This window comes from Synechococcus sp. R55.8 (genome assembly GCF_047461895.1).
In the GTDB taxonomy this organism is placed as follows: Bacteria; Cyanobacteriota; Cyanobacteriia; order Thermostichales; family Thermostichaceae; genus Thermostichus.
Genome location: NZ_JANSIB010000043.1, coordinates 1 through 19895 on the forward strand (window position 1 = coordinate 1; position 19895 = coordinate 19895).

17 protein-coding genes are annotated in these 19895 nt (G+C 60.2%); 11 read left to right on the forward strand and 6 right to left on the reverse strand.

The genetic code is table 11. The features are described from left to right. Window positions 1–250 precede the first annotated feature (250 nt). Window positions 251–736 carry a 2Fe-2S iron-sulfur cluster-binding protein gene (locus NW829_RS06060; protein ID WP_414416659.1) on the forward strand — a complete coding sequence of 162 codons (486 nt, stop codon included), beginning with the start codon at window positions 251–253 and terminating at the stop codon, window positions 734–736. Window positions 737–831: 95 nt separating this feature from the next. After that, window positions 832–2217: an FGGY-family carbohydrate kinase gene (locus NW829_RS06065; RefSeq protein ID WP_011432454.1), complete on the forward strand. Its 1386-nt coding sequence runs from the start codon at window positions 832–834 to the stop codon at window positions 2215–2217. Between the two features lie 454 nt (window positions 2218–2671). Here NW829_RS06065 and NW829_RS06070 read toward each other — a convergent pair whose 3' ends face one another. Beyond that, window positions 2672–2893, reverse strand: a complete 222-nt coding sequence (locus tag NW829_RS06070) for a hypothetical protein (RefSeq protein ID WP_414416660.1) — start codon at window positions 2891–2893, stop codon at window positions 2672–2674. After that, a complete protein-coding gene (locus NW829_RS06075; protein WP_414416661.1) occupies window positions 2893–4746 on the reverse strand; it encodes a S8 family serine peptidase in 1854 nt (617 codons plus the stop codon). Before NW829_RS06075 ends, NW829_RS06070 begins: the two co-directional genes overlap by 1 nt. 223 nt (window positions 4747–4969) lie before the next feature. On the opposite strand from NW829_RS06075, the gene NW829_RS06080 reads away from it, so the two are divergent. Both NW829_RS06080 and NW829_RS06085 read left to right on the forward strand, forming a co-directional pair. Continuing rightward, window positions 4970–5662, forward strand: a complete 693-nt coding sequence (locus NW829_RS06080) for a MotA/TolQ/ExbB proton channel family protein (RefSeq protein ID WP_414383893.1) — start codon at window positions 4970–4972, stop codon at window positions 5660–5662. 3 nt (window positions 5663–5665) lie between these two features. Continuing rightward, complete coding sequence (locus NW829_RS06085) at window positions 5666–6091, forward strand: ExbD/TolR family protein (protein WP_011432458.1); 426 nt, start codon at window positions 5666–5668, stop codon at window positions 6089–6091. Window positions 6092–6361: 270 nt separating this feature from the next. Here the strand turns inward: NW829_RS06085 and argF are convergent, their stop codons facing one another. Further along, the gene (argF, locus tag NW829_RS06090; RefSeq protein ID WP_414416662.1) at window positions 6362–7279 is read right to left on the reverse strand and encodes an ornithine carbamoyltransferase; all 918 of its coding nucleotides are present in this window, start codon (window positions 7277–7279) and stop codon (window positions 6362–6364) included. A 204-nt stretch (window positions 7280–7483) separates the two neighbouring features. After that, window positions 7484–8779: a carboxyl-terminal processing protease CtpC gene (gene ctpC, locus NW829_RS06095; RefSeq protein WP_414416663.1), complete on the reverse strand. Its 1296-nt coding sequence runs from the start codon at window positions 8777–8779 to the stop codon at window positions 7484–7486. Between the two features lie 305 nt (window positions 8780–9084). Here ctpC and NW829_RS06100 point away from each other — a divergent pair, with 305 nt between their 5' ends. From NW829_RS06100 to NW829_RS06110, 3 genes are all read left to right on the forward strand, one after another. Beyond that, window positions 9085–10452: a glutamate-5-semialdehyde dehydrogenase gene (locus tag NW829_RS06100; RefSeq protein WP_414416664.1), complete on the forward strand. Its 1368-nt coding sequence runs from the start codon at window positions 9085–9087 to the stop codon at window positions 10450–10452. A 253-nt stretch (window positions 10453–10705) separates the two neighbouring features. Then, on the forward strand, window positions 10706–11233 hold the full coding sequence (locus tag NW829_RS06105; protein ID WP_414412513.1) for an RNA recognition motif domain-containing protein: 528 nt from the start codon (window positions 10706–10708) through the stop codon (window positions 11231–11233). 140 nt (window positions 11234–11373) lie between these two features. Next, entirely contained in the window at window positions 11374–12120 is a 747-nt protein-coding gene (locus tag NW829_RS06110) for a DsbA family protein (RefSeq protein ID WP_414416665.1), read from the forward strand. Between the two features lie 327 nt (window positions 12121–12447). Here NW829_RS06110 and NW829_RS06115 read toward each other — a convergent pair whose 3' ends face one another. Both NW829_RS06115 and NW829_RS06120 read right to left on the reverse strand, forming a co-directional pair. Next, a complete protein-coding gene (locus NW829_RS06115; RefSeq protein ID WP_414416666.1) occupies window positions 12448–13689 on the reverse strand; it encodes an SPOR domain-containing protein in 1242 nt (413 codons plus the stop codon). A 285-nt stretch (window positions 13690–13974) separates the two neighbouring features. Continuing rightward, entirely contained in the window at window positions 13975–14403 is a 429-nt protein-coding gene (locus tag NW829_RS06120) for a hypothetical protein (RefSeq protein WP_414331038.1), read from the reverse strand. 112 nt (window positions 14404–14515) lie between these two features. Between NW829_RS06120 and recJ the strand changes: the two genes are divergently transcribed. From recJ to NW829_RS06140, 4 genes are all read left to right on the forward strand, one after another. After that, window positions 14516–17134 (forward strand): single-stranded-DNA-specific exonuclease RecJ, encoded by a 2619-nt coding sequence (recJ, locus tag NW829_RS06125; RefSeq protein WP_414416667.1) that lies wholly within the window; start codon window positions 14516–14518, stop codon window positions 17132–17134. Next, window positions 17124–17789 (forward strand): metallophosphoesterase family protein, encoded by a 666-nt coding sequence (locus NW829_RS06130; protein ID WP_414416668.1) that lies wholly within the window; start codon window positions 17124–17126, stop codon window positions 17787–17789. Before recJ ends, NW829_RS06130 begins: the two co-directional genes overlap by 11 nt. 72 nt (window positions 17790–17861) lie before the next feature. Continuing rightward, window positions 17862–18473 carry an RdgB/HAM1 family non-canonical purine NTP pyrophosphatase gene (gene rdgB / locus NW829_RS06135; protein ID WP_414416669.1) on the forward strand — a complete coding sequence of 204 codons (612 nt, stop codon included), beginning with the start codon at window positions 17862–17864 and terminating at the stop codon, window positions 18471–18473. Between the two features lie 111 nt (window positions 18474–18584). Further along, window positions 18585–19829 (forward strand): hypothetical protein, encoded by a 1245-nt coding sequence (locus NW829_RS06140; RefSeq protein ID WP_414416670.1) that lies wholly within the window; start codon window positions 18585–18587, stop codon window positions 19827–19829. The last annotated feature ends 66 nt before the right edge of the window (window positions 19830–19895 follow it).

The window sequence follows — 19895 nt, forward strand, 5'->3', positions numbered from 1 at the left end:
TCGGCGCTATCCTTCCCCGCCCTGAAGGACGGGGCTTGCCGCGCCTTTTGGTCAAGTTTCTGAAGCCTACACCAGCAAGACCTATAGTTGGAGTGCCGAGAAGGCTCAGAGGGCATTCGTATGCACCGAGACCTGAATGGCGCATGGGGGATTTTCCTGCATGCTTAGGTAGAACTGCCCTGTTCCGGCAATCTGCATTGGTGAAAGATGCTAGCTTTTTTAGCATCCAGTAGCCCAAAAAGTGCGGACTATGGTCAAGCGTGTGCGGTTGGATCCCATTGCCCAAGTGTCTGAAATCGCCACCAACAGCAATTTGCTCTCGGTACTGTTGCAGGAAGAGCTGAATGTGTTGAAAGAGTGCGGTGGGCGCGGCCTCTGCGCCACCTGTCATGTGTACGTTAAGGAGGGGATGGAGTCTTTATCCCCGATGAGCAAGCGGGAGCAGCGCACCCTGGAGGTGATCACCACCTGCAAGCCTAACTCTCGCTTGGCCTGCCAAGCGCGGGTGCTGGGGGAAGGGGTGGTGGTGGAATTGCCTGCCGGGATGTACATCCATGCTTTTCAGGATATCGAGGCGTTGATCGGTCGGCGAGCGGAGCAGCCACTTTTGCACCCTGTAACCGGCGCGGTTTTGGTGCAGGAGGGCAAGCTGATCACCCGCTCGGTGCTGGAATCGGTGAAAGGGCTGGATCTGGATATCCAAGAAGCACTGGCTCGGAGCAGCCAGGAGTTTTGAGATTTTGATCCCATCTTTTGAGCCAGTTTGGGCCCCTTTTTGAGGCCACTTGGCCACCCCGTATATAAACAAAGCATTCTCAGGTGAGTATTCCTATGCCCCCTGTGTTTCTTGGGATCGATCTGGGCACTTCTGGGATGCGGGTGGTGGCCCTCTCAGAGCAGGGGGAGGTGGTGGCCAAAAGCGAGCGCCAGTGGGATCCCCCAGAGACCAATCCGGGCCGCTGGTTGCGAACCCTGAAAGCCCTTTTGGGACAACTGACCGCGCAACTGGGGGAGCAGTATTCCATTGCAGCTCTGAGTGCTTGCAGCACTTCCGGCACCATTCTGCCGGTGGATGGTCGAGGCATGCCGTTGGAACAGGCGTGGCTGTATTCTGACCCACGGGGCCAGGCTCAGGCCAAGCAATTGGGGATCCCTGCCAGTTGGGGTCTCAGCCGTTGGCTGTGGTGGGCGGAAGCCTATCCTGATCAGTATCGAGACAGCTACTTGGCCCATCCGGCGGACTTTTTGCTGAGCCAACTGGGGGGGCGCAGGCAGGTGACCGATCACACCCATGCCCTCAAGAGCGGTTTCGACCTGGAGGCCTACACCTGGCCTCAGGAGTGGTTGGCGCGGCAGGGCCTAAACCCCAAGCATTTCCCCGAGGTGGTGCCGCCGGGAACAGTTTTAGGAACGGTGCGAGCAGACTGGGGGTTGGGGCCGGAAGTGCTGATCGCGGCAGGGATCACCGATGGCTGTGCCGGGCAACTGGCGGCAGGGGCTATTCGCTTGGGGCAGGTTTCCACCAGCTTGGGCACAACCCTTATTTTTAAGGCCAACAGTCCGGATCCCATACAAACCCCAAGCATCTATTCCCATTTGCACCCGGACTGTGCTCCACACCGCTGTCGCGAACGAATGGTTTGGTGGCCGGGGGCCGCCTCTTTTTGTGGAGGCGGAGTTTTGCCTCATTACTTCCCCGACGGCAACCTGCAAATGCTGGATCAGCAAGCTCAGGCTTATCTGCCCACCGGGCTGGTCAGCTATCCCCTTTGTCAGCCGGGAGAGCGTTTTCCCATTGTCGATCCCCAGTTTGCCGGGTTCTTGCCGGAGGCAGAAGAGGGATCCCCCCGTTTTTACGCTGCTTTGTTGGAGGGGGTAGCGATGGTGGAGCGGCTGGGGCTGGAAACGTTGGCCGCTCAAGGGATCCCAGTGCCAGAGCAGAGCCCGATTTTCACCACCGGTGGAGGCAGCAAAAGCCCTCTCTGGTTGCGCCTACGCGCCAGCATCCTTGCTCGTCCCTTGGCTGTGGTGAAACACCCGGAGCCGGCTGTGGGGGCAGCCATCTTGGCCGCTTCTGCCTATTGGTGCTGCTCTGTCCAACAGGCTGCCGATCGATTGGTACAGGTAGAACGCTATGTTCAACCGGATCCAGAGTGGGTGAAGTCTTACGCAGAGATCTACTCGGTCTTTCACAGCCGCCTGAGCAACCTGCTTTGACATGTTCCCTGCTCTACTGTCTTGCTTCCCCGTAGCGGTAGGGTGAGGATTCTTGTTACTGGTTCCACAACAGCCCTTGCCGCAAAGGATCCCGTCCCGCTTTCGCCAGTAGGTTTCCCCTCTAAAACAGCGATGATGGTTTCCCAGTTGTTCAGGCTACAGACTTATGACTATGTAAGTATTAAGCGGTCACGGGATACAGCTGCCTACCTACGTTTTTTGAGCTTCGTGAATGCTCAGCCGTGGAAACGAGATTCTTTTTAAACGGAAATGAAACATTTTCGTTGCATTGCTTCCTAACTTTCCTTCTCTCCTGAGAGAGAAGCTAGGGGTGAGGATCGGCAGCGAGGTGTCTCAATCTTGTTTGAAACGACTGTAAAAGCATTCTGACATCGAAAAGCAGGGATCCCCGCTTGGGGATCCCCGATTGGTATGGCCGGAGCCGCAAGCCAAGCTAGGGCTGCCGCCGGAAGCTCTTGACTTCTAAAACCGGCCCTACCTGAGCCACCGTCACCATGTCTTCTCTGATCTGTCCCTGGATGGTGACCTCTAGTCCCTCTTGCAAGAGCTCTTTGGGGGCACGGAAAAGGGCATAGTGCTCGCCGGAAGGCAGCGTCAGCACCCACACTCCCCCTTCGATATCCAGGAACTGGATGGTACCGCTGTACTCTTGCATCACTGCCTCAGCGCCAGCCCAGTTGCCGTGGATTGAGATTCCGTAGCCGCTTGCGCTCCCAAGTAGGCCAGGCCCAGGCAGAGCAAGCCATTGAAGAGCAAGAAGGAGCGACCCAACCAAGCAGAGGATCCAAGCCATAGCACCCCCTCATAAAACAGGGATCCGGACAAGAGCAGATGCGAGGCCATGCCGATGCACAAGCCAATCACCGCCCAGCGCCAGCGCCGATGGCCCAGGAGCAGCAACATCAACAGGCCTGGGATCAACACGCTGGCAAATAGGGGGTTCAAGGCATTGGTCTGGGCAAAGGCGGTGCCCAACTCCGGCAGGGAGCTACCCGCCAATTGGAAGGGCCAACGGGGGCCACCGACAATCGCCAACCCCTGCAAGGGGAAAAGACCGGCACTGCCCAAAAGCATCCCAGCCAGCAAAGGCACCGTCTGCAGCAGCCGCTTGGGAGCCAGCCACCAGCGGATCAGCACCAGGATGATGTAGCCGCCCACCACCATCAGCAGCTTCGGCACCAGGGCAATCGGGCCACCATCGAACCAGAAGCGTGGGTTGAGGTAGCCATTGTTGTTCAGGTACTGCAGGAAGTCCTTCAGCCAGAGCACCAAGGGGTTTTCGTCCTGTTGTCCTGTGGCCCTGGCCAGCGCCTTGGCCGCATCCAAACGACCGGCCCCGTAGAAGTTCTGTTTGTCGCCGGGCACTGGGGTAGCCGACATTTTCAGCACTTCCTCCACCTTGTCCGGGTCTTTGATGCCCTGAGCCTGGATCAGAGCTGCCACACCGGCTACGTGGGGAGTGGCCATGCTAGTGCCTTGGAAGTAGGCAAAGACCGGCTCGTTGGGGTTACGACGGTTGATGGTTTGCTGCAGAATGCCGTACTCGGGGTGATCAGGCGTTTTGGCTCCGCCGGGAGCAGAGATGTCCACCCCCACCCCATAGTTGGAGTAGGGGGCTTTCTCCCCGTTGGGCCCCGTGGCCGAGACAGCGATCACATGCGGGTAACGGGCCGGGTAGCTCACCTGGTTGGAGTTTTCGTTGCCAGCGGCTGCAATCACCGTCACCCCCTTGCTGTGGGCATAGGCCACCGCCTCCTCCATCAGTTGGGCAGAAGCGCGGCTACCCAGGCTGAGGTTGATGATCGTAGCCCCGTGGTCGGCAGCATAGCGGATCCCTTCCACCACATCCGACAGGGATCCAAAGCCATTGGCATCCAACACCCGTACCGGCATGATCTTGGCCTTGAAGGCAATGCCGGCTACACCCAAGACATTGTTGGTGGATTGGGCGATGGTTCCCGCCACATGGGTGCCGTGGCCGTTGAGGTCTTCCGGATCCTCATCGTCATCCACAAAGTCGTAGCCCTTCACAAATTGGGTTTGGGCTAGATCCGGCACTCGTGTTACTCCCGTGTCCACCACGGCTACCGTCACCCCTTCCCCTTGGGAGATGTCCCAGGCTTCCGGCATGCGGATGGCCCTGAGGTTCCATTGCTGGGGATAGAGGCGGTCGTTGGGCACGAAAGCCGCCTGGAATTGATAGTTGGGGTGAGCATACTCGATCAAGGCTTCGTCGGTGAGCCGCTTAACCAGCCGCCGCGTGGATCGCAGGTGGTCGGCATCCACGTCAAACAGGTAGATCGCTTCTTGGCGGGCAAAAGCGCTGTCGCTGCTGGGGCGGAGCGTCAAATGATACTCTTTAGCGATAGCGGCAATCTGACTGGGGGTGGCTGTGTTCACAAAGTTGACCACGATGCTGTCGTAGGGGGCGGATCCCTTGCCGCAAGCCGTCAACAGCAAGGCCATCAAGCCGGCGCAGCAAAGACCCAACCAGCGTCTGAATTTCATAATTCACGCCCTCGGGATCCAAAAAATGTTGCAACCAGTATGCCCTCTGGATTGACAATTGACGAGATGAGAGCCGGCATGGGGGCAAAATTGCCAAAAGGTGCAACCTTCGCCGCGCAAGAAGGGATCCCAGCCCTGCCGAGAAAGTGCTATGACAAGATGAGCGTAAATTGCCGCTTGGAGGGGGGAATCGGGATCGATGGATAGAGTCTTGCAGCTCATGATCCAGGGTTGGTACTACTCCATCCCCCTGTTGACGTTCTCGGTCTTCTCAGTGGCCTGTTGCATTGAGCGGGTGCTGTTTTGGTGGAAGATCACCCATCGGCAGGAGGAGGTGGTGCAGCAAGCCCTGAGCCAGTACCGCCGCAACCCACGCGCTGCCCAGTATTTGCTGGAGCAAAATGCCGATCTGCCGATTGCCCGCATCTTTTTGGCCGGGTTGGAGCTGAACGAGGCCAGCCCGGAAGATTTTAAGCTGGCTCTGGAAACGGCCCTGGCGGCAGAAGTGCCTCTGCTGAAGCGCTTCAACACTGTCTTCGACACCGTAATCACCGTTGCCCCCTTCTTGGGCTTGCTGGGCACCGTTACCGGCATCATCCAGATCCTCAGCTCCATCCAACTGGGGGATATCGGCGGCACCGATACGCAGGGGGTAGGTCAGGGGATCGCCGAAGCCCTGTACTCGACGGCCTTTGGGCTGATCGTGGCCATTCCCACCCTGCTGATCTCCAATGTCTTCCGCTCTTTGTACCTGCGGCAACTCTCTAAGATCCAAGAGTACGGCGGCATGCTGGAGCTGCTGCATCGGCAGCGGCAAGAGATGCAGGCCCAACAGCTTTCCCAGTATTCCTACACCCAATCTAGCCCCAGTGGCAGCTCCACCCTTCCCCCCTACTCCTCGCTTGAGCCCTCCTAACCTATGCGCATCCCCGAAGAGAACTTCCGAGCTGGCGAGATCAACATCGTGCCCCTGATCGATGTCATCTTCTCGATCCTGGTGTTTTTCGTGATTGCCAGCCTGGTGCTCACCCGCTCCGAGGCTCTGGATGTGAACCTGCCGGACGCGACCACAGCCGAAGTTCGTCTGCAGCCGGATGTAACGGTGAGCCTGACGGCGGAAGGACAGATTGCTGTCAATCAGGAGAAGATTGCCGATATCTCTGCTCTGATCCCGGCAGTGGAACGCATCCTGGCCGAGAAGCCGGCTGAAGGGCGGCGCTTGGTGGTGATCAACGCCGATTTGGCCCTCTCCCACGGCAAGGTGGTGGAGGTGATGGATACCCTGCAGCGGGTGCCCAATGTCAGCTTGGCGATTGCAGCCCGCCGCCCCAGCAGTAATCGGTAGCCAGCTTAGGATTTGGGCCAGTTTTGTCAAATATAGTCATTTCAGGTTAGGGTGAGACGCCTAGGCTACTGGTCGCGCCAGCGGGACGGAGTCCTTGAAAAACCTTCTGGCCCTCTGCATTATCGCTCCGCAACGCTATTGCTCTGCAACGCCGACGCGACCAACGTTTGGGGTGTGGGTGTAGTGTCCTGGTTTAAATCGAAATGACCATAGACCCAGTTTTCCGGTAAGCTCATTTGCTAACCCGCTCTCTAGCCTGGGGGTGAGGGGTCATCCTGCGCCCAGCACCTGAACCAGCAGCGCCTTTTGCACATGTAGGCGATTTTCCGCCTGATCCCACACGCGGGACTGGGATCCCTCCAGTACTTCAGTGGTGATTTCCTCTTCCCGGTGGGCCGGCAGGCAGTGCAGCACAATGGCTTGCGGATCTGCCTGTTGCATCAGCTCGGCATTGACCTGGTAGGGCAGAAAGGTGGCCTTGCGGGCCTCGGCCTCAGCTTCTTGACCCATGCTGGCCCACACGTCGGTATAGACCACCTGGGATCCAGAGACGGCTTCCTGGGGATCCTGCAGCACCAACACCTGGGATCCCTGGGCCAGAGTGCGGGCTTGCTCCACCACTGCCGCATCCGGCTCGTAACCGGGGGGGGTGGCGACGCGGATGTGGATCCCGCTCATGGCACAACCCAACAGCAGGGAGTGGGCAACGTTATTGCCATCGCCGCAATAGGCCAGGGTCAGGCCCGCCAGTTGGCCAAAGTTCTCCTGAATGGTGAGCAGATCGGCCAACACCTGACAGGGGTGAAACTGATCGGTGAGGGCGTTGATCACCGGAATATCGGCATACTCGGCAAAGGTTTCCAGTTCCTTCTGGTGGTAGGTGCGAATGGCGATCACATCCAGGTAGCGGGAGAGGACGCGGGCCGTATCCTGCAGGGGTTCGCCGCGGCTCACCTGCATCACCGTCGGCACCAGATCCAGGGTGCTGCCCCCGCATTGGGCCATGGCTGCCGTAAAACTGGCGCGGGTGCGGGTAGAAGCTTTCTGAAACAACAGCCCCAACACCCGACCCCGCAGCTCCACCCGATAAGGATCCCGCTTTAACTCAGCCGCCTGGGCTAGCAGGGCCGACAGCTCCGCCGGGGTTAGGTCGCTGAGCTTGAGCAGATCCCGTCCGACCAAATTCATGGATCCCGCGATCTTCGACCCCGCCATTGTGCTACGCGCCACCTACAGAAACAATAAAAGCATCCCCAGCCCGGCGCTGGTCAACACTCCTCGAATAACTCGAATGAGAAGAGTCTTAATAGTCTTAAATAGCTTGGGCCTCGGCTTAACCCCAGTCTCAGGAGTGCCAGATCTGAGACCCATCAAAACCGCTCCCAACACCGGCTAACGTGAAGAGGAACGAATGGCCTCTTGGGCCTGCTGCCGACGGGCAGAGATCTGAGCCTGCAGAGCCTGGATGGCAGCAGCGTACTGTGGGTCGGCTGGGGTGGCCACCAGCTCTCGGTTCTGGCTGAGCCGCTTCAGATCTTCCTCGGACAATTCCACCAAAATATCGGGGGTAATGCCCTTGTGGTCAATGTCGTTGCCGTTGGGAGTGCGATAGCGGGCGATGGTCACCGCCAGCCCCGAGCCATCAGACAGGGGATGCACCGACTGCACCAGGCCCTTGCCGAAAGTTTGCGTGCCGACGATCACGGCGCGCCGGTTATCCTGCAGAGCCCCCGACAAAATCTCGCTGGCGCTGGCCGAGCCACCATCCACCAAAACGGCCAAAGGTTTATCGGTGAGGGCCGTGTTGTTGGCCGTCAGGCGATCCTGCTCCCCTTGGCGGTTCACCGTCGAGACGATGCTGCCCCGGTTGATCCACATGCGGGCAATCTCGGCGCTGGAGTAGAGCAGCCCCCCTGGGTTGGCGCGCAGATCCAGAACATAGGCGGCTACCCCTTGTTTTTCCAGCTCGCGAATGGCTTGGCGCACCTTCTCGGCGGCGTTGCCGGAAAACTGGGTGATGCGAATGTAGCCGATGGGCAGGCCGTTCTCCTCGTGAACCTTGTAGCGCACGGTGGCCAGCTCAATTCTTTCCCGCACCAAATCGAACACCTTTAGCCCTTCCCCCTCGCGGCGAATGGTCAGCCGCACCCGCGTACCCGGCTCGCCCCGAATGAGGTTGACTGCAGCGTTGGTGTCCATGCCTTCGGTGGACTTGTCGTCGATGCGCACGATCACGTCTTTGGATTTGATCCCGGCCCGGTCGGCAGGAGACCCTTCAATGGGGGAGATCACCACCAGCTCGTTCGTCTCTTGATCCATGCCCAGCGTGATCCCCACCCCGGTCAGCTCGCCGGATGTATCGATTTGCATGCTGGCAAACTGATCCGGATCCAGAAATCGGGTGTAGGGATCGTTGAGTTTCTTCAGGGCTTCCCGGATGGCCGCGTAGGCATCTTCTCGGGTGGCATACTCTCGGCTGAGCAGATCCCGCCGCACCGCTTCCCAATCCAGGGAATTAAAAGACGGATCCACATATTCCCGATTGACAATTTGCCAAACCTCGTCCACCACCTCTTTGGGATCCCGGCGAAACCCCGCCCAACCCGGCATAGATAGCTGCACGCCGACCAGCGACACCGCTGTCATCACCGCAGCCGTTGCACTAACCACAAACCCACGCTTTCTCATTGGCTCTCCTGGAAGGCGCTAAATCGAGGTTGACGAGGTGGATCTCTAATCGTCAGGGAACTGGGTTTCGAGCAAGGGTTTTCCCCTATCCAAACTTCAGCTTAGAAGCATCGAGAGCAAGGAAAGGCTCCCCTGCTGCAGCAAGTGGGATCCAGACTTTGGTAGGCTACAGATACCCCCAAGCGACTGTGCCCAACCTAGCATAGGGATCCCTTCTGGGGGTGCTCCTGGGATCACAGTTCAACACAACTTATCCTCACAGCTCTTCTTCATATCAATGGGCACCTTTGCCCCTGTTTGACTCTATGTCCCTCGCCACCGATTGCCCCAGCTCGCTTGCCTCTGCTTCAGACCGCCCGCTGCTGTCCCAAGTGCAGTTGGCTCGCGCTGCTGCCCAACACACGGCCACCTTGCCCACGGCTATTAAGAATGCCGCTCTGGAGGCCATGGCCACTGCCTTGGTGGAGCACCAAGAGCCTATCTTGGCCGCCAACCGGGCGGACTTGGAGCGGGCAGCAGAGATGGTGAAAGCCGGGGAGTTGTCGGCATCTGCCTATGCCCGCCTGAAGCTGGACGCCCACAAACTGGCAGATATGGTGGCCGGAGTGCGGCAGGTGATCCGGCTGGGGGATCCGGTGGGCCGAGCTTTGCTGATCCGGGAACTGGACGAGGGGCTAATTTTGGAACGGCGCACCTACCCTTTGGGGGTGCTGGGGGTGATCTTCGAGTCGCGGCCCGATGCTCTGGTGCAAATTGCTGCCCTGGCGGTGAAAACCGGCAATAGCGTCTTGCTCAAGGGGGGATCCGAAGCTTTGCTCTCCTGTCAAGCCTTGATGGCGGCCATCCAGGCGGGCCTGCAGCAGATCCCAGAGTTTCCCCAGGGATCCCTGCAGTTGCTCACCAGCCGCGCCGAGGTCAAGGCCCTACTGCAACTGGAGGGGCTGGTAGACCTGATCATCCCCCGCGGCTCCAGCAGCTTTGTCCGCTACATCCTGGAGAATACCCGCATCCCGGTATTGGGCCATGCCGATGGCCTGTGTCACCTGTACGTGGATCGGGCAGCGAACGTGGACATGGCAATCAAGCTGACGGTGGACAGCAAAACCCAGTACCCCGCCGCCTGCAATGCCATCGAGACTCTGCTGGTTCACGAGGCCATAGCCCCCCACTTTTTGCCTCTGGCGGTCAAGGCCCTGCGGGAGAGGGGGGTGGAATTGCGGGGGGATCCCCTCTGCCGCGAGCTGGTGCCGGATCTGATCCCGGCCAGCGAAGCCGACTGGAGCACCGAGTATGCCGACTTGATCCTCTCTATTAAAGTGGTGGGCTCCCTTGACGAGGCCATTGCCCACATCCAGCAGTACGGATCCCGCCATACCGAAGCGATTGTAACCGAGGATGCCGCTGCTGCCCGGCGATTTTTGGATGAAGTAGATGCAGCGGGGGTCTTTCACAACGCTTCCACCCGCTTTGCCGACGGGTTTCGCTACGGCTTTGGGGCAGAAGTGGGCATCAGCACCCAAAAACTGCCGCCGCGCGGCCCGGTGGGCTTGGAAGGCTTGGTGACTTACCGCTACCAACTGCGAGGGCAAGGACATCTTGTAGCCGACTACACAGGCCCCCAGGCGCGACCTTTTCAACATCGGGATCGCCTGAACAACACCGGCTTAGCTTAGCTGCAAAAGCCGGCTGTACAAACCGGCTGTACAAAGCAGTCGTTCACAAAAACCGTTCTCCTCGTCTTCGCGGCTCCAGGTTGAGGTAAATTAAAAAATAGCTTCGTGATTGCCAAGGGTTGCGCTTTGCGGCGCGCTATGGTGTGACAATGGACTACCGGGTTCCGGGTTTGATGTTATGGGCTTGAGCGCCCTAGATGTAGCGCTTTGCATTTTGGCCTTTTGTTATTTCGATTAGGAGCTTCGCTGGATCATGCCTGTGCGTCTGTATGTTGGAAATCTGCCGGAAGAGGTGGATCGTCAGGCACTGGAGAAGCTCTTTCGCTCTGCCGGTGAGGTCATTTCCACCAAGGTGATCCGGGATCGGAAGACAGGCAAATGCCGCGGCTTCGGCTTTGTAACGGTAAACACCGAAGAGCAGGCGCAGCAGTACATCGAAAAGTTCAACGGCCACAGCTTTGGGGATGTCAACTTGCGCATTGAGCTCGCCCAGCCGCGCGACCGAGGGGAAGAAGGCGAATCCAAAACAGCGACCTCTGAGCCTTCATCCAAAGAGTCCAGAGGTTCCAAAGATTCCAGGCCGTCCAGAGATTCTGAGGCCAAGGGCCCTAAAGAGTCGGCAGAAAACCCTGCCCCCAGCAAAAAGCAACGCCAGCGCGGCAATAAGGGTGGGCGCTCCACCGTCGTCGCCGAAAGTGAGGCAGCCTCTGAGCCGGATCCCCGCTGGGCCAGCCAGTTGCAGCGGATCAAGGAGCAGCTTCTGCAGGTCACCAATTCCTAACCCCCCCCGAACGAGTGATAGACACTGTTGGGATCTGACGGTAGGCTGGGTGAGTTGCGACGGCTCTAGGCATGTTTGAGAGGGGGGTTGGGATGAATAGGCTAGCGAGGATTTTTCGTGCTTGGGCTCGAGCTGGGCTTTTGTTCGGGCTGGTGGTTCTGCTGGGAGTGGGAAGTGGAGCTCCGGTTTTCCTACCAGCGGCGGCGGCTGTCCCGGCAGATTTGGAAGAGCAGGTGCTGCAGATCATTCGAAAGAACCCCCAGGTGATTCTGGAGGCCGTACAGGAATACCAGCAGCGACAGTACCAGGAGCAGCAGCAACAACAGCAGCGGCTGGCGGAAGAATTTGGCCGTCAACTGCGGGAGAACCCACGCGCCGTCATCGGAGATTCCCCTCGACTGGGATCCGACGCTCTGCGGTTAGTGTTGGTGGAGTTCTCCGATTTTCAATGCCCCTTCTGCGCCCGCGCCCACAGCACCCTCAAGCAGTTCATGGCCGACCACGGGGATGAGGTGACCTTGGTGTACAAGCACCTGCCCCTGACCAGCATCCACCCAGAAGCGATGTCGGCTGCCCGTGCTGCTTGGGCCGCCCAACGTCAAGGTAAGTTCTGGGAGTTTCACGACGAGCTGTTTGCCAACCAATCTCAGCTTGGGGATGGGTTTTATGTGGCCACTGCTGAGAAGCTGGGCCTGAATATAGAAAAATTCAATCGGGATCGGCGCAGTCGGGCGGCAGAACGCGCCATTCAGCGAGATATTGACTTGGCCTCTCAACTGGGCATCGGTGGCACTCCCCATTTCATCTTGAACGGCATTGCCTTCTCCGGTGCGCAGCCGCTGGAGGTGTTTGAGCAGACGCTGCAGCAGGCTAAGCAAGCCCTCTAGCCGGGAAAGTGCTCCGCACCGCTGACGCAAACAGAGTCTCAAGTCCAGATGTCGAGCCCCTACTGCTGTCCGGAGTGCGGGGATGGGCTCCTGTTTCGACCGGATCCCTGTCCCACCTGCGCCAGCCGACAACGCCAGAAGCAGCAAGCTGCCCCTGCTGGGGAAAAACGGAGCAGCTACGACCTGACAGGGCGGGTGGCTGCTGCCGAGTTTTGGCAACTGTTGCGTTGGTACCCCTGTTGTCCCTGCTGTGGCAAGCCCTGGTCGAAGGTGGGATTGTTCTGGAGGGGAAGGGGGAGAGCGTTTGATGGCGGAAGGGGGTCTCGGCTACTCCACGGGCAGGATGCGGGCATCGAACCCTGCTTCGGCCAGAGAGCGCCGCGCCTGTTCGGCGTTGGCCCGTTGCCGGTAGGTGCCCACCTGAATCACTGAGCCCCGCAGGAAGGCATCAGGGGCAAACTGTTGCAGCTTGGGTAGGGCCTCTTCCCCAGCCGGCACCACCACCCAAAATCCGCTGCCACCTTCTTCCCCAGGAGGAACAGCCTGGGCAGGCGAGGAGGAGACGGGATCCGCTTGCAAAAGAGGCTGAGAGCGGCGCAGATCGGCGGGGAAGATCCCCGCTTCATAGCCTTGGCCGGCCAAGTAACGCACCTGCTCGGCGGCAGCAGCAGGGTCGGCAAACCCACCTGTGCGCACCACCCGCAGGTCATCGTAGATCAAGGGCAGGGATCCCTCTAGGAGTTGTTTTAGCGCAGGCCATTTCTCCCCGGTGGGATCGGCCACCAACACCCAATAGCGCTCTCCTTGTGCTGGGTTGGAGATGGGATCCTGGCCCGCATTTTCTCCTACCAGCGACACCGCCACTGCCGGTAACCCCTGAGCGGTTAGCCAGCGGGCTTGATCCTGGGCCAACGACAGGCGGGAGAAGGTTCCCGTTTGCAAAGCAACCTGGCCGCGGTACTGCACCACAGTGGCTCCTGGAAAGAAGCGGCGCACCCGTTCTTCCAAACGGGGATCACCGGTGGGGTTGGGCACGTGAGTGGCAAAGGGACGCTGGGGATCCAAGGGCGGAGCGGTTGGCGTCGGCGGCACAGAGGCTTTTGAGCTGGCAGCAGGGCGGCTGGGTGCTGCTTGGGCAGGAAAAGCAGGGGGCAGAGGGGGATCCGTCTCTTGGCGGCTCACCACCCGCACCGATAACCCCAGCCGTTCCAAGTCGGCCTGACGGCGTTGAGCATGGCTACGGTTGATGAATGTCCCCGCCAGAATGAAAACCTGCCCATCCCCTTGCACAAAATAGGCATCCGGCACCTGGGTGCGCACCTGAGCCAACTCCGCCGCCCCATCCGCCAGTACATGCACTTGGTAACGGGTCAGGGCCAAAGCAGCCGGCAGGACGTTCCCATTAACGGCGTGGAGCACAAGGGCAAAGGCCGCCAGGGATCCGGCAAAGAGGGCCGGTTGCGCTGGCAACAGGAGTGCGGAGCACTTTAGCCAGCCGTAGTCCTTACGGGCGTTGCACATGGGATCCATCTCCTCTGGCGGGATTGGCGGCAACTCAAACCTCTGCATCCGGGATGGAGTCTTTGCCTGGGCCTGCGGGGATCCCCCACAGTGCCAGAGCTCGCAGTTCACCCCTTGCGGGAAGGACAACTCAAAGCTAGCGTAAGCCGAAGTTTGGGCAAGGCTGTGCCAGGGATGGGCTTGCAGATGCCGCCCACCACCGATAGAATGCTCCGCACTGCCACCGCAAAGATGCAGCCCAGTTGGGTTCACGGGAGAAACACAGATCTAGTGCATCTCCAGTATAGACAGGCTGGCAAGACTCTATCGCTATGGCTTGTCGGGGAGTTTGTTTCAGAGGCGACGGCGGCGGGATGGAGTCCTCGCCACAAGGGTGCGGGATCCCCCCAGGGCAAAGCGGATGATCTCCGTCTTGTACTGCTGCGAGCCCTCTGTGTAGCGGGCAAGCTGAATGGCAGATCCCTGGCCGGAAGGAAGCAAGAACCGTTCGCGACAGTGGTGGGCAGCACTCTCTGGAGTTTCCGCTTCGAGGGCAATGAAAAACCGCAGACGCAGCAGCACTTCCAACTTGGACAAGTGCTCGGTTTGCTCTGGCACCAAGCGGCCTAACGAGATTTGTAGGCGCGGCCTGCGTCGCCGAGATCCGGGGCGGCCCCAAAGCTGCTGGGCCAGTGTCCACAGAGAGGTCTGCTCAGAGGACTTGACCAACAGCTTTAAGCCTGTCAGCGGGTTAAGACCATAGGTAAGCAGCAGAGAATACATCGGCGGCAGGAAAGATTCAGAGGAGCGTTTTGAGCTAACGTCAAAAGGATACCCTATAGGCCAACTGTAGCACTGCCTACCCTCTATCCCCATCCAAGCCCCGCCCTTCCCTATGGCCGGGATCCCTGCTCAACGCTGGCTGTTTCATCCTGTGGACAAGTTGACTGCCCAGAGCTTGGCCGAGGCAGTGGGGATCTCGCCCATATTGGCTCAGATCTTACTCAATCGCGGGCTCTCCAGCCCTGCTGCCGTGCAGCAGTACCTGCAGCCGGATCCCGCCCACCTGCCTCCACCCAGTCAGGATTTTGCCGATTTGCCCCTGGCGGTGGACTTGCTGGACGGGGCGATTCGCCGACAAGAGCCCATCGCCATTTGCGGCGACTACGATGCCGACGGCATGACCAGCACGGCCCTGCTGCTGCGGGCTTTGCAGGACGCTCCAGTGCATTACCGCATCCCCAGCCGCATGACGGAGGGCTATGGCCTCAACAGCCGCATGGTACAAGAGCTGCACCGAGAGGGGGTGCGCCTCATTCTCACCGTGGACAACGGCATCTCCGCCCACGAGCCCATCCAACTGGCCAAAGCTCTGGGCTTGACAGTGATCGTGACGGATCACCACGATTTGCCGCCCCAGTTGCCCCCTGCCGATGCCATCCTCAATCCCAAGCAGCTCCCCGTTTCTTCTCCCTATCGGGGGATGGCCGGGGTGGGAGTTGCCTACCTCCTGGCCCAGGCGCTGGCCGAGCGCCGTGGTGATGGCCATCTGCAGCGGGTGGCCCTGGAACTGTTTACTGTGGGCACCATTGCCGATCTGGCGCCGCTGACGGGGGTTAACCGCCTTTGGGTGCGGCAGGGGCTGCACCTCTTGCCCACCTCCCAGGTGGCAGGGATCCGCGCCCTTCTGCAGGTGATGGGCATGCAGGGATCCCTGGAGGGGCTGCGGCCTGAGTGGATTGGGTTTGGCCTGGGGCCCCGCATCAACGCCGTTGGGCGAATTGGCCGGGCGAGAATGGGGATCCAGTTGCTGACCACCGACGATCCCCTGCAGGCAGAGAAACTGGCCCGCCGCTGCGAACGGCTCAACCAGGTGCGGCAGCAGATGTGCGGGCGCATCGAGGCAGAAGCCCTCGAGCAAATTGCCCAGCAAGGCCGAGATCTGCAACAGGAGCGGGTGTTAACAATTTTGGGATCCCCTCAGCAGAAATGGCATAAAGGGGTGATCGGCATTGTGGCCTCGCGGTTGGCAGAGCGTTTTGGCTGTCCGGTGTTCATCGGCAGCCAGTCGCGGCAAGGGGAGATCAGCGGCTCGGCGCGGCAGGGGATCCCCGAGTTTGACGTGTTTCAAGCGTTGGAGTTTTGCAAGGATCTGTTCACCAAGCACGGCGGCCACCCCGCTGCCGGGGGATTTAGCCTGAGAGCAGAAGACTGGCCTTTTTTTGAAGAACGATTGCGGCAGTTTGCCCAACAGCAGTTGCAGCCGGAGCAGATCCAGCCGCTGGTGCAAATCGATGCCGAAGTGTCGCTGTCAGATCTCACCCTTGACCTCTATCGAGAGCTCCAGCATCTGCAGCCCTGTGGCATCGGCAATCCTGAGCCGGTCTTCTGCAGCCGCAACCTGCAGGTTCTGCAACAGCAGCGATTTGGCCCAGTTCCCGGCCACCTGAAGCTGCTGCTCCGGGATCCTGCTCTCCCTACGCAACGCTCCCATGGGTTACGTGCTACTCGGACGGAGTCCTCTTGTCCGGGCAGGAGCGACTCAGCCGCCAAAACCCCCAGTGATGACCGCGGAGTGGCCAGCATCACCGATGCGTTGGTGGGGATCACAAACGCGAAGCCCCAGCGCCCTCTTTGGGCCATCCGTTGGCGGGGAGCGGAAACCCATCCGCTGCCGGAGCGAGTTGATGTAGCCTACACCCTCAAGGCCAAAACATGGCAGGGAGAAACCCAACTGGAGCTGGAAATTCTCGGGATCCAACCTGCCCAAGAGGCTGCCACTGCCGGCAACCCCCCTCTCGAGACCCCTGACGCGAGCGAGGCTCCCATTCTGGACACCGTTTCTTCGATGCTCAACCCCAAGCCTTCTACCCCCTCCCAGGGCAGGGCGGAGCCCTCACCTCTGTTGATCTGGCGCCCCACCCCCCAGCCCACCCAGCCTTTGCGTTGGCAAGCTGTAGACCGATTTTCTGTCCTCTGGCCTCAGGCGCAGGGAACCATCCTGTTCTACGGCTTCCGCCGCCCCTCGCTGGTCTTGTCTTCAAGGCCTACGGCCCGCTATCGCGAACGGCGGTACCTGACTCTCCACTACGACCGTCCCCAAGCCGGCCACCGCTATGATCAACTCTGGTTGTGGAGCTGGCCCCCTTCTCTGGATCACCTCAAGTGGCTGCTCTGTTGCACCCCCAGCAGCGAGCTGTTGATTGCCGTCCATCAGCAAGCGGTGCCCCTGCCCTCCGCTGCCAGCTTGCAACGCCAGCTCCGCCAATACCTGCAAACCCGCAGCCAGGTGGATCTGCTGCGCTTGGCCCAGCAGTGGTGGCTGTCTCCGGCAGTGTTGGTGGCAGGATTACGCTCCCTGGGGTACGCCTGCCCAGATTTTGGCCCCACGGGATCCCTCGGCGAAGAACTGGAAGCCCAGCAAGCTTGGTACAGCAGCTCCTGGCAGCAAGTTGCCGCCCTGCTTCAGGGATCCCACCTGGATTCTTCTGCTGCAGAGGCCCATGGGGATTAAACTGCTGCTCGGCTCCGACTACCACGGCAGCGCTCGGCTGATCCGGCAGGCCCTTGCCCATCTGCCGGAGGTGGATGCTTACATCAACTGCGGGGATTTCTGTTCCAAGGCCGGCAAACCTTCCCGCAAGGCCACCCAGGGCTTTCATCCGGCAGCCCAAGCAGAGGTGGTTCATCTGCAATCCTTTTTGGCGGCAGTGGAGAGCCTGGGCAAACCCTGGCTCTTTTTACCTGGCAACCACGATCCAGCAGCTTCGGTTTTGAATTCGCTGGTTGGCCGTTGGGGGCGGGCCATCACCCAGTCCTGCTGCTTTGAGTGGCTGGGGTTACAGGTTTTGGCTGTACCCTGGACTCCCCCCTGTGGTTGGAGCTGGTCTCTCACCTCCGCCCATTTGCAGGAGCTGCTCGCCCTCTACAGTCAACCCCCCCGGCCCATTGACCTGCTGCTGACCCACGCTCCGCCGCGGGGCCTTTTGGATGAGGGGGGGAAGTGGTATCACCGTCGCACACCCACCTTGCGCCCCCTTTTGGAACAGGTGCAGCCCCGCTACTACATCTGCGGACACATGCACTGGGATGGGGGCAAGGTAGAGCGGTGCGGATCCACCCTGGTGATTAACACAGCCCTGCACAACATGGTTCTCGAGATCCATTAGGTAGGAAGCCCTTGGACAGCCTTCCGCCTCCTCAGCTTTCCGCTACATCCATACGATTCGTAGGAACCTTCCATGACCCGTCCTTTGATCTTGGCCAGCAGTAGCCCCGGCAAATGGCGCGAGTTCAATGCCTTTTTCCAGGCCCATGCCCCTGCTTGGGAGCTGCGCCGCATGCCCTCAGAAATTGAGGTGGAAGAAACCGGCACCACCTTTGCCGAAAATGCCCTTCTCAAAGCCAGAGCCGTGGCCAAGTCTCTGGGGGAGTGGGCCATTGCCGACGATTCCGGCTTAGCGGTAGAAGCCCTTGGCGGTGCCCCTGGGATCCACTCGGCTCGCTACGCCCCCAGCGACGCTGCCCGCATCGAGCGGTTGCTCAGGGAAATGGAAGGGATCCCAAATCGCCGGGCCACCTTTCACTGCGCCATCGCCCTGGTGGATCCCCAAGGTGTAGTGCATGCCCTGGTGGAAGGGGTATGCTCGGGAGAGATCTTGACCCAGCCGCGGGGAGAGGGGGGGTTTGGCTATGACCCCCTGTTTTGGGTGCCCGAAGTGGGGCTAACCTTTGCCGAGATGAGCCCAGCTCAAAAAGAGGCCATCGGCCACCGAGGCCGAGCCTTGCGCGCCTTGAAAGCGCAGTTGCCTCTCCTGGAGAAGCGTATGGGCTGGCTTGGATCCCAGCAATAGCCCCCGATGTCCTGGCTGGGGAGCTGCTAGCATACAATAGTCCCTTCCCTTCGGGGGAGTGAAATTGAAAGCCGTCTTGCCTTGGCAGCTGAGGGGAGCGCTCGAAGAACTATGGGTTTTTCTGAGTTTGAGGATCAAGATCCCATTGCAGCAGCGGAACGGACTGCTGCCCCCGATCCCAGCCGCCATTCCCCGGATTCTGCCGGTGAGGAAGCCGCGGTCTCCTCGGTTGCAAACTCTGGTGAAGGAAGGGAGCGGCAAAGTCGTCGTTCCCCACCCCCTTTGCCGGAAGAGGGCTCAACCTTTGTGGGCGCAGAGGATTGGCTGGACGTTCGCGGTAGCGGGACGGAGTCCTTGGAGAATGGGCGGGATAGCTACAGGGAGTCCGCGCAAGGGGCCACTTCTCGCCCTTCCAACCGCTCCCCCCAGACTGGCCGAGACGAGGGGTCTCGTGTTGACAGCGAAAAGGGGGGGCAGAAAGCCGCTGCAGGAGGAGCCGGTGAGCGTCCTGGGCAAGCCCTGGTTTCCCGCCGTTCTGTCTCCAGCAACCGCGGCTACGACGGATCCGCCCGTTCCTCTGCCTTTCGCGGTAGCGGGACGGAGTCCTTTGCTGGCCGCTCGCGTAAGCGGGACGGAGTCCTTGGGGAATCCGGCTACCGCAGTGACTACAGCCGTTCCGCGGCTTACGGCTACACCTCCAGCTATGTTGGCGGTGGGGGATATGGCGGTGGTGGGCGAGGCGGCAGCTCCAGCGGGGGGGTCTCCTCCTCCGATCTGACGATCCTGCTGGTGGTGGCCCTGCTGGCCTTCTTCGGGGGATTCGCTATCCGCAACATCTTCGCCGAGTCGGGCGGCTTTGACGATGAGCGCCCCATCCGCGCTGCCAATGTGCCCGCAGCCTTTCGCGATTTTTGCTTTGCCTACAACGGCACTGCCTCCTTTACTGTGGTGCAACTGACCAGCGTTTCCGCTCTGACCATGGCTTCGGTGCCCATCTACAAGATGGATACTTGCACCATCCCCGTCAGCCAAACGGCCAATGCCCTCCAAGCTTTGGGCATCCGCGGCCGGGCCAACACCTTGGGCCCCCAGCTGGGGGGATCCAACCTCACCCTAATCCAGCTCCCCTTGGCCAGCAGCTTGGCGCGCGCCGTGTACAGCCAGTTTCCTGGCTTGGCCGCTCAGGGCAACGAGGCGCAGGTTTTGTCCCAACTGGAAGCCACCATCAACAACGCCCTGCGCTCCAACATCGAAGGGTTAGCCCTGCAAAGCCTGGAGCCCACCAACATCCCCGACGTCTACGTGATGGTGCCGGGGCACTCCTTTAATTTGCAGCCCCAACTCAACCTGCGCTAACCCTCTTGCAGAGGACGACGGTGTGTTCATCACCCTAGAAGGCGGGGAAGGGGTGGGCAAAACCAC